Origin of the sequence: Mesorhizobium sp. M1A.F.Ca.IN.022.07.1.1, from assembly GCF_003997575.1 — a bacterium.
Classification (GTDB): Bacteria; Pseudomonadota; Alphaproteobacteria; order Rhizobiales; family Rhizobiaceae; genus Mesorhizobium.
In genome coordinates, this window is the sequence record NZ_RZST01000250.1 from 1 (window position 1) to 9064 (window position 9064).

Sequence of the window (9064 nt, forward strand, 5' to 3'; positions counted from 1 at the left end):
GTGAAGCAGCCCCGCAGGCCACAGCCGCCGCGACGCCCGACGAACCAAAAGCCGAAGCGCCAGCCCAAGCGGGCGAGGGGACTCCGTCCAAACCCGCCGGAGAGGGACAATTGACGCAACCTGCCGCGCCGGCCGAAGCGGCAGTACCTGCAAGGGCCGCCCGCGATGTCGAGACGGCCCTCGGCACGCGTTGGGCGGTCTGGGTCGGCGGCATCGCGCTGGCGCTGGGTGGCCTGTTCCTGATCCGCTACACGATCGAGGCCGGCATTTTCGGCCCCGGCGTGCGACTGACCATGGCCGGCGTTCTCGGTCTTGTGCTGCTTGCCGGCGCCGAGTTCATCCGCCGCACCGGCTTCCGGGTGCCGGTGCAGGGAGCTGCCGGCGCCTACATCCCGGCGATTCTGACGGGCGCCGGCGCCTTCATCCTGTTCGGCACCGTCTATGCAGCCTATGGCATCTACGGCTTTATCGGCCCCGCGCTCGCCTTCACGCTGCTCGGCGCGATCGGCGTCGCCACCATTGCCGTCTCGCTGGTCCACGGCCTGGCGCTGGCCGGCATCGGCCTCGTCGGTGCCATGGTGACGCCGGCCCTCGTCGCCTCGGAGGCGCCGAACCCGTGGGCGCTGTTCGTCTACCTGGCGATCGTGCTTGCCGCCACGGCGGCTATCGCCCGCATCCGCGATTGGAAGGCGCTTGTCGCGGCAGCCTTCGCCGGCACCGGCATCTGGACCATCGTCTACATGACCAATGCACCGGAGGTGAATCTCTCGACGGTGCTGTTCATCAGCCTGGCCTCGCTTGCCGTGCTCGCCTTCGTCTGGCTAGCCGATTTCTTGACTGCTGGCCGCGACGACGCGGAGCCCTGCTTCGACTGGCCATCAATCGCGCCCGGCTTCTTCGTTGCGCTGACCGCGCTCGGGCTGTCGGTCGATCCGGTGTTTGCCAAGGCGGGTTATGCCTCGCACGGCGCGGTGCTGCTCGCCGCGCTGCTGGCAGTGGCGCTCTACCGGCCGCGCGCCTTGCCGCTCCTCTTCGCCGCCGGCCTGGCGACCGCGCTGATCTATCTCGGCATCATCCCGCCCGCCACCATCGGCGCCGATGCGCTGGATGTCGGCCTGGGCGCCGAGCCGCTGGCCGCATCCGACACGCTGACCTTCCGCCTCGGCATCGCGCTTGCCCTGGTCTTCGTCGCAGCCGGGTTCTGGGCCGCGCGCCGCTTTGCGGCTGCTGCGCCTATCCGCGCCGCGTCCTGGGCGGCATGGGGTGGCATTGTGCCGCTGGTCGTGCTCACCGCGCTCTGGCTCACCTTCGGCGACATCGACCGCGATTTTGGCTACGCGCTGCCGGCCCTGCTTCTGGTGCTCGTCTTTGCCGCCGGCGGCGAGTGGATCGCGCGCGCCGAGGAACCGCCGCTCCGCGGCGGCCCCGCCGTCTCCTTCGCGCTCGGCGGCGGCGGCGTCGCAGGCTTGTTGATGCTGCACATGGCCTTCGGCTCCGGCTGGACGACGGTGCTGCTCGGCGCCGCCGCCGTCGTGCCGGCGCTCGCGACGCGCTGGCGCAGCTTCCCGGTGCTGGGCTGGATCGCGGTCGGCGCGGCTGTCGCCGTGCTTGGTCGCGTCGCCTTCGATCCGACCATCGTCGGCGCGGCGGCACTGTCGACGACGCCGGTCTTCAATTGGCTCTTGCCGGGCTATGGCGTTCCGGCGCTCGCCTTCGGCTTCGCCGCCTGGCAACTCGCGCGCACCACCAATGGACGGCCGCGTCTTGCCATGGAAGCGGCCTCGGCGCTGTTCGGCCTGCTCACCATTGCGATGCTGGTGCGCCATGCCATGCATGGCGGCGTCATCGACACCGGCCCCGTCACCCTTGCCGAGCAGGCGATCTACACGCTGATCGCGCTCGGCGCCGGCGCCATACTGGTCGCCATCGACCTGCGCTCGCCGAGCCCGGTGCTGCGCTATGGCTCGATGGCCGCCGGCGTGCTCTCGGTCGCCTTCATCGCGATCCGGCATTTCGTGGTGCTGAACCCGCTGCTGACGGATGAATCGACCGGCGCCGTCCCGTTCTTCAACCTGTTGTTGCTCGCCTATCTGCTGCCGGCGGTCGCAGCAGGAGCATTGGCGCTTTACGTCCGCGACAGCCGCCCGAGATGGTATGCCGCGATGCTGGCGCTGGTCGCTTCGCTGCTTGGCTTCGCCTACGCCACGCTGTCGGTCCGGCGCCTGTTCAAGGGCGAGTTCATCGGCCTGTGGAGCGGCCTCGGCCAGCTCGAGACCTATACCTATTCGGCGCTCTGGCTGATCATCGGCGTGGCGCTGCTGACAGCCGGCGTCTGGCTGAGGTCGCAGGTGCTGCGCATTGCCTCGGCCGTGCTGATCGCGGTCGCCGTGCTGAAGGTCTTCCTCTTCGACATGTCGGAGCTGGAAGGCGTGCTGCGCGCGCTCTCCTTCATCGGTCTGGGCGCCGTGCTGATCGGTATCGGACTTTTCTATCAGCGTCTGCTGACAAGGGCGGCGAGGTTAGGAGCCGACTAAAGGTCAGGCCAGATCGGTCTGCGAGAAGTCGTTGCCTTTGTAGAGCAGAGGTACGCGATAGGCTTTGGCGCATGCGTAGCTGAAGCAGTCGCCGAAATTCAGTTTGGCTGGGTGGCCCACATATCGACCATAATCTTGCGCGGCCCTTACAGCGAGTTCTCGGATCCGCGTGTCCAGCGGGACCTCAACGGCCTTGAGTTCGGCCAGGAAACCCAAGACGATGATTTGACATCGTTCGATCAGGACGGGTGGCGTCGGAAGCTGGTCGCCGTTTTCCGCTACGGATTTCCTGCGAGCTATCCCAACAATCGCCTCGAATGCGGAACTCGGCGAGAAATAAAGCTTCTCGGCGGCTTCCATTTTCCTAAGAAGGCGGTTCGCATCCGGCTCTTCCGATATGATAGCGATGATAGCGGAAGCATCGAGAAACATCAGAGGTCATCCCATCCTTCGTCCATGAATTTCTTCATGTCGAAGTCCAGGTCGTCCGGACCGAGCGCCCTCGCTGCGTCCTGATACTTTCTAATGCGCTCGCTTAGTGGGAGGACGGCATGTGCCCGTTCGAGCTCACGCTTGAGCGCGATCCGCACGGCTTCAGTCTTCGTGGGCGCCTTGATCGCGGACTGCAGCTGACGAGCCAGCGCGTCAACCTCGTCATCGCGGATATACAAAGACATTGTCGAATTCCTCCGGCGTATATTCTAAGATGAATATGCAAGATATTCAATGACGAATATACAATGGCCAGAACCGGTATTCAACCTTGGTTCCGGTTCCGCTCGCGCCGGGAATAAACCGGCATCCGCCGGCGTTATCCAGGTGCTTGGGTACCGGAGCGGGTGGTCCGCTTCGTGCTGGCTGCTTGCGCCGCGCCGGGAAGGCGCGTTCAATCGAATGGAAGACGACCACGAAACAAGCGGTCATGGACGACAAGAAGGCAGCGATCCTGAGCGAGATACCGCGTCTGCGCCGCTACGCGCGCTCGTTGCTGCGCGACCGCGATTCCGCCGACGATCTCGTCCAGGACTGCCTCGAGCGGGCGCTTGTGCGGCTCGACAACTGGCAAACTGGAGAAAGCCCCAGGAGGTGGCTGTTTACGATCATGCATCATCTGTTCATCGACCAGATGCGCAAGGTTAACCGGCGAGGCGAGGCGGCAATGTTGCCTCTGGAAGCCGGCGAAGCCCAGGCCGCGCCCGCCGATCAGGTCGAAAGCATAGCCTCGCGCGAGATCATGGATGCCCTGCAGGCGATCGGCCCCGATCGCCGTGCGGCATTGGTCATGGTCGCTATCGAAGGCTTTTCCTATGCCGAGGCCGCCAACATCCTGGGCGTGCCGGCCGGCACGCTGATGTCGCGCATCGCGCGCGGCCGCGAGGAACTGCGCGGCCTGCTGGACGACTCCTCGCGCCGCCGCTCGATAAGGATCGTCGAGCGATGACCCGGCGCGATTTCACCGAACGCGATATCCACATGGCCCTCGATGGCGAGCTGCCGGGCGAGGAGCGCATGGCCTATGACGCCTGGCTCGAAGCCAATCCCGAAATGAAGGCGAAGAGCGCCCGTTACATAGCCGACCGTGCGGCGCTCCGCGCCGCCCTGGCCGGCGTGATGGACGAACCGGTGCCGGCAAGGCTACGGCACGCGGTGCTTGGCGAAGCGCCGGCGCGGACGCCTGCCTGGCGCTCGCGCTGGTGGCTTTCGGCGGCGGCGGCAGCCGTGCTGATGGTCGGCGGGTTCGGTGGCTATCTCGCCGGCATCGACGGCATTGGCCGCAGCGGTGAGAGCGACGACCAACTCGCGGAGCAGGCGATTTCCGCCCATCTCATCTACGCCGCCGAGAAGCGTCACGCGGTTGAGGTGCCGGCAAGCGACAAGGACCATCTGCAGACCTGGCTGTCCAACCGGGTAGGGCTGAAGCTGGTGGCGCCCGATCTCGCGGCCGAGGGCTTCGCACTCGTCGGCGGCCGGCTGTTGCCGGCGGGCGAGCGTGGCAAGGCCGCGATGTTGCTTTACGAGGACGCCAAGGGCGAGCGCATCTCGCTCTTCGTCACCGCCGAATCATCGCAGACCACCAAGGGAACCTATACGGCCGAGGCTGACGGTCCGGAAGCGGTGTATTGGCTGGACAAGGGCTATGGCTGCGCCGTCGTCGGCACATTGCCGCCGGAGCGTCTGTCGGAGGTCGCCAAGAGCGCCTATGGCCAGCTTCTGGCCGGTATTTCGAGCTGAGGAGGCGGCTGTTTTCAACGGCCTACGCTGTTTCGAATTAGTGGTTCAGTTCAAAGCCGTGGTGCTTTTCTGCCGCCGCGGAACCTGTCACAATTCGGCCCTAATCAAGGAGCGATAGCGCTTGATGAAGACCGGCGCTTCGGCCGGGGTGCTGCTTTTGACCGGGGCCGTTTCCTTTAATCCAATCGAGGTTCTCCCAAACCCCGCATGCCTGCCGAGATCCGCAAGGCCCGCGCGTCGGACGTCGATGACCTCGCCGCCATCGAGAAGGCTGTTTTCTCAAGCGATCGCCTGTCGCGCCGCTCTTTTCGCCAGTTGATCGAGCGTGAGACCGCCGAGATGCTGGTGGCCGAGAATGACGGCCATGTCGCCGGCTACGCGGTGGTCTTGTTTCGCAAGGGCAGCGGCGTGGCCCGGCTCTATTCCATCGCCGTCGGTCCGTTCTTCGGCAATCTCGGCATCGGCCGCCAACTGCTGGCCGCGGCCGAAGAGGCGGCTTATGAACACGATCGCATGATGCTGCGGCTCGAGGTTCGCGAGGACAATCAGCGCGCCATCGGCATCTACGAGCAGGCAGGCTACCGAAAAATCGGCCGCGAGCCCGACTATTACGAGGACGGCGCCACTGCGCTCCGTTACGAAAAGACGCTGCGCGGCGATGTCCCGACCAGCACCGGGGTGCCGTTTTACCAGCAGACCTGCGAGTTCACCTGCGGTCCGTGCTGCCTGATGATGGCAATGGCCAATTTCGATTCCGGCTTCGTGCCCGATCCGGTCATGGAAATACGCCTGTGGCGCGAGGCGACCACGGTATTCATGATGTCGGGGCCGGGCGGCTGCGAGCCTTTCGGCCTGGCCGTGGCCGGCTATGAAAGCGGGCTTGCCGCCGAGATCTTCGTATCCTTTCACGGCGCGCTGTTCCTGCAGTCGGTGCGCAGCGAGGAAAAGCGCCGGGTGATGGAGCTCGCCCAGGTCGACTTCCGCCGGCGAGCGGAACTTTACGGCATCCCGGTGAATTACCGTCCGTTCGGCATCGACGACATCCGCGCCGCCCTTGCCGAGGGCATGCTGGTGCTGGTGTTGATCAGCGGCTTCCTGATGTTCGGCAAGAAGGTGCCGCATTGGGTGCTGGCCATCGGCGACGACGGCGACCATATCCTCATCCACGATCCTTGGGTCGAAGACGAAAGGCAGGAAACCATCCTCGACGCCGCCAACATTCCCGTGCCCTATGGCATCTTCATGAACATGGCTCAGTTCGGCCGCGACGGGTTGCGCGCCGCCATCAACCTGGGAAAACGCTGACACAATGACCTGGGTCATCCTTACAGGCAGGCAGAACGATCTCGACCAGGTGGCGACGCCGCACAAGATCATCACCAACCGCGACTATCTCGCGCATCCGGCGCTGTTTCGCGGCCAGCGCCCTAAGGTGATCAACCTGTCGAACAACTATGGCTATCAGAGCCGCGGCTATTATGCCTCGCTGCTCGCCGGATCGCGCGGCCACAAAGTGATCCCGACCGTCGAGACCATGATTGATCTGTCGGAGCGCAAGCTCTATGAGCATGCGCTGCCGGAACTCGAGCTCGCGCTCAACAAATGCCGCAAGGATCTCGACGGAACCTTTCCGACGAAGGTCGCCGTCTTTTTCGGCATCGGGCCCTCGAAAGTTTGGGACCGGTTCACCAAGCTCTTGTTCGACTGGTTTCGCGCGCCGGCGCTCGAGGTCCACATCAAGGACAGCGCCGAATGGGCTTCGATCCGCAAGATCGGCTTCCTGCCGCTCGCGCGCATGAGCGAGGAGCAGGAAGAAGTCTTCCTGCAATGCCTGGAGACCTACACCAACCGCGAGTGGCGCGACACCAAGGGGCGCACGCCGGCGCGCTACACGTTCGCGACGCTCGTCGATCCGCATGAGGAATTGCCGCCTTCGGAGATTTCGTCCCTGCGCTACTGGGCGAGGATCGCGGAGAAGATGGGCGTCGAGGTCGAGCCGATCACCAGGAAGGATTTGGCCAAGCTCGCCAATTACGACGCGCTGTTCATCCGTGAGACGACATCCATCTCCAACCACACCTACCGTTTCGCGCGCCGCGCCCAGCAGGAGGGCATGCCGGTGATCGACGACCCGCTGTCCATGATCCGCTGCACCAACAAGGTCTATCTCAACGAGCTGATGACCTACAACAAGGTGCCGGTACCGCCGACGGTGATGATTGCCGGCACCTCCGATCTGGAGCTCGCCGCCCAGACGCTGGGCTTTCCGCTGGTGCTAAAAATCCCGGACTCATCCTTCTCGCGCGGGGTCAAGAAATGCGAGAACCTTGCCGATCTGACAAAGCTGGCGACCGAGTGGCTGGAGGATTCCGATCTCCTCATCGCGCAGAAATTCATCCCCACAGAATATGATTGGCGCGTCGGTGTGCTCGGCGGCCAACCGCTGTTTGCCGTGCATTACCTGATGGCCAAAAAACACTGGCAGATCGTCAACCACAAGGCTAACGGCAAGCCCGATCAGGGCGGCATCAAGACCTTCACGCTGAAGCAGACGCCGCCGCACGTGGTCGAGACGGCGGTCAAGGCGGCGCGCTGCATCGGCGACGGGCTCTACGGCGTCGACCTCAAGGAAACCAAGGACGGCGTCTTCGTTATCGAGGTCAACGATAACCCCAATCTCGACCATGGCTGGGAGGATTCCGGCGAGAAGGACGAGCTCTGGGTGCGGCTTACGCAATGGTTCCTGGAGCGGCTGGAGCGCACTGGCCGCTAAAGCATTTTGCAGCCGGACGGGATCACCTGGCGTCGCTGAATACGGCTAAGACAATCAACTGAATGGGGGCAAGATGCTGTTTTTGGTGATCGAGGATTTTCGCGGCTGCGACCGCAAGGAAATCTACCGGCGGTTCCGCGATCGGGGCCGGCTGAAACCGGACGCGCTTGTCGTTCACCATAGCTGGATCGCAGGCGACATGAGCCGCTGCTTCCTGCTTGTCGAGGCCGATGACGTCACGCTGCTGCAGCGTTGGGTCATCGAATGGGCCGATCTGGTGGAGTTCGAGATCGTTCCGGTAGCCACCAGCAAGGACATGGTCGCGGCCCTGGCCGGGCATCTCTGACTGCTAGGCACCGAGCGCCGGCGACCTGACCGCGCGCACGCATTCCGCGATCAGCCACTCGCGAAACGCCGCCACCACATCGCGCCTTGCGCTGCGTTCAGGGATCGTCAGGCAATAAGGCTGGCGCAATTCCAGCGCTCGGGCAACCGGCCGGACCAGCCTGCCGTCTTCCAGCGCCCGGGCGCAGTAGATGCCTTGCGCCAGCGCCACGCCCAATCCCGACATGGCGAGATCGAGTGCGGCCCGCGACGAGTTGGCCGAAAGGCCGCGCTGGGCCGACCGGCCCGGCGCGATGCCCCCCGCCTCGAGCCAGTTGCGCCAGGACGGAAAGGCGGCACCGGTCGGGCCCCAGTCGGTGTGGATCAACGGCAGGCCGGCGAGAGTTTCCGGCTTGGCTGCACCGGCAAGGCTGGGCGCGCAGACCGGATAGACCGCATCCCGCGCGATCTCCTCGGTCGGATGCTCGCGATAGTGCCGGCCGTAGGATAGCCGGATGTCGACCATCTCATGGTCGAACGGCACAGGGTCGTCCTCGCCTGTCAGCGAAATATCCGCGGCGCCGTGGCTGGCGACAAAGCCGGCGAGGCGTTCGGAAAGCCAGCCCATCGCCATCGAAGGCGGCACCGAGATGACGAGCCTCGGCCGGAACGCATCGCCGCCTACATCCCGCGCGACGCTGCCGATTTCCTGGAAGGCCATGGTAAGCCTCGGCAACATCTCGACGCCGGCTTCGGTGAGCAGGACGCGCCGGTTGACGCGGTGGAACAACTTGCGGCCCATCTGTTCTTCCACGGTGCGGATGAGCTGGCTGACCGCCGCCGCCGAAATCGACAGCTCTTCCGCCGCTGCGGCAAAGCTGCCGCTGCGCGCCGCCGCCTCGAAGGCTTGAAGTCCGCGCAGGGAGAGAAGTGCGACCAAGGCGACGGAAAAGATAAGCTGAGCTTATCTATCTTGCAGAATTCCTCGTTTTTCGAAAGCTTTCTTTCTGCAGTACGGTAGCCTCATGAGCGCCATCGACCACACCATCGACCACCGCGACGTCATCGCCTCGCTGACCAATGAGGAGCGCAGCCGGCTGACCGGCAAGTCCGATCTGCCGGGCATCATCCAATTCGCCGTCCATCTCGGCGCCATCGTCGCTCTCGGCGCGCTGATCGCGGCCAAGGTGCCGTACTGGCC

The 9064-nt window shown here is 64.6% G+C and carries 9 protein-coding genes; 6 read left to right on the top strand and 3 right to left on the bottom strand.

Annotated features, from left to right (window positions below; all coding sequences use genetic code 11):
* On the top strand, positions 1–2534 hold a 2534-nt coding region (locus tag EOA75_RS23305; RefSeq protein ID WP_164747514.1), incomplete at its 5' end, for a DUF2339 domain-containing protein.
* A 3-nt stretch (positions 2535–2537) separates the two neighbouring features.
* Here the strand turns inward: EOA75_RS23305 and EOA75_RS23310 are convergent.
* Both EOA75_RS23310 and EOA75_RS23315 read right to left on the bottom strand, forming a co-directional pair.
* Positions 2538–2966: a type II toxin-antitoxin system VapC family toxin gene (locus EOA75_RS23310; protein ID WP_095823677.1), complete on the bottom strand. Its 429-nt coding sequence runs from the start codon at positions 2964–2966 to the stop codon at positions 2538–2540.
* On the bottom strand, positions 2966–3211 hold the full coding sequence (locus EOA75_RS23315; protein WP_066997434.1) for a type II toxin-antitoxin system VapB family antitoxin: 246 nt from the start codon (positions 3209–3211) through the stop codon (positions 2966–2968). Before EOA75_RS23315 ends, EOA75_RS23310 begins: the two co-directional genes overlap by 1 nt.
* A 245-nt stretch (positions 3212–3456) precedes the next feature.
* Between EOA75_RS23315 and EOA75_RS23320 the strand changes: the two genes are divergently transcribed.
* The 5 genes from EOA75_RS23320 to EOA75_RS23340 all read left to right on the top strand — a co-directional run bounded on the left by EOA75_RS23320 (position 3457) and on the right by EOA75_RS23340 (position 7885).
* The gene (locus EOA75_RS23320) at positions 3457–3975 is read left to right on the top strand and encodes an RNA polymerase sigma factor (RefSeq protein ID WP_066998131.1); all 519 of its coding nucleotides are present in this window, start codon (positions 3457–3459) and stop codon (positions 3973–3975) included.
* Positions 3972–4766, top strand: coding sequence for an anti-sigma factor (locus EOA75_RS23325; RefSeq protein WP_067321126.1), 795 nt, complete (start codon positions 3972–3974; stop codon positions 4764–4766). The genes EOA75_RS23320 and EOA75_RS23325 overlap by 4 nt, the downstream gene beginning before the upstream one ends.
* A 207-nt stretch (positions 4767–4973) precedes the next feature.
* Entirely contained in the window at positions 4974–6071 is a 1098-nt protein-coding gene (locus EOA75_RS23330) for a GNAT family N-acetyltransferase/peptidase C39 family protein (protein ID WP_127325271.1), read from the top strand.
* 4 nt (positions 6072–6075) lie between these two features.
* Entirely contained in the window at positions 6076–7539 is a 1464-nt protein-coding gene (locus EOA75_RS23335) for a RimK family protein (protein ID WP_067321133.1), read from the top strand.
* Between the two features lie 73 nt (positions 7540–7612).
* Complete coding sequence (locus EOA75_RS23340) at positions 7613–7885, top strand: DUF3303 family protein (protein WP_066997422.1); 273 nt, start codon at positions 7613–7615, stop codon at positions 7883–7885.
* Positions 7886–7888: 3 nt separating this feature from the next.
* On the opposite strand, the gene EOA75_RS23345 is transcribed toward EOA75_RS23340, so the two are convergent.
* Complete coding sequence (locus EOA75_RS23345) at positions 7889–8803, bottom strand: LysR substrate-binding domain-containing protein (protein ID WP_127325272.1); 915 nt, start codon at positions 8801–8803, stop codon at positions 7889–7891.
* Positions 8804–9064 lie beyond the last annotated feature (261 nt).

Excerpts from the sequence above, each read along its gene's own strand:
- EOA75_RS23320 (WP_066998131.1), top strand. The coding sequence starts at position 3,457 with ATGGACGACAAGAAGGCAGCGATCCTGAGCGAGATACCGCGTCTGCGC.
- EOA75_RS23330 (WP_127325271.1), top strand. The coding sequence starts at position 4,974 with ATGCCTGCCGAGATCCGCAAGGCCCGCGCGTCGGACGTCGATGACCTC.
- EOA75_RS23315 (WP_066997434.1), bottom strand. The coding sequence starts at position 3,211 with ATGTCTTTGTATATCCGCGATGACGAGGTTGACGCGCTGGCTCGTCAG.
- EOA75_RS23335 (WP_067321133.1), top strand. The coding sequence starts at position 6,076 with ATGACCTGGGTCATCCTTACAGGCAGGCAGAACGATCTCGACCAGGTG.
- EOA75_RS23340 (WP_066997422.1), top strand. The coding sequence starts at position 7,613 with ATGCTGTTTTTGGTGATCGAGGATTTTCGCGGCTGCGACCGCAAGGAA.
- EOA75_RS23325 (WP_067321126.1), top strand. The coding sequence starts at position 3,972 with ATGACCCGGCGCGATTTCACCGAACGCGATATCCACATGGCCCTCGAT.
- EOA75_RS23310 (WP_095823677.1), bottom strand. The coding sequence starts at position 2,966 with ATGTTTCTCGATGCTTCCGCTATCATCGCTATCATATCGGAAGAGCCG.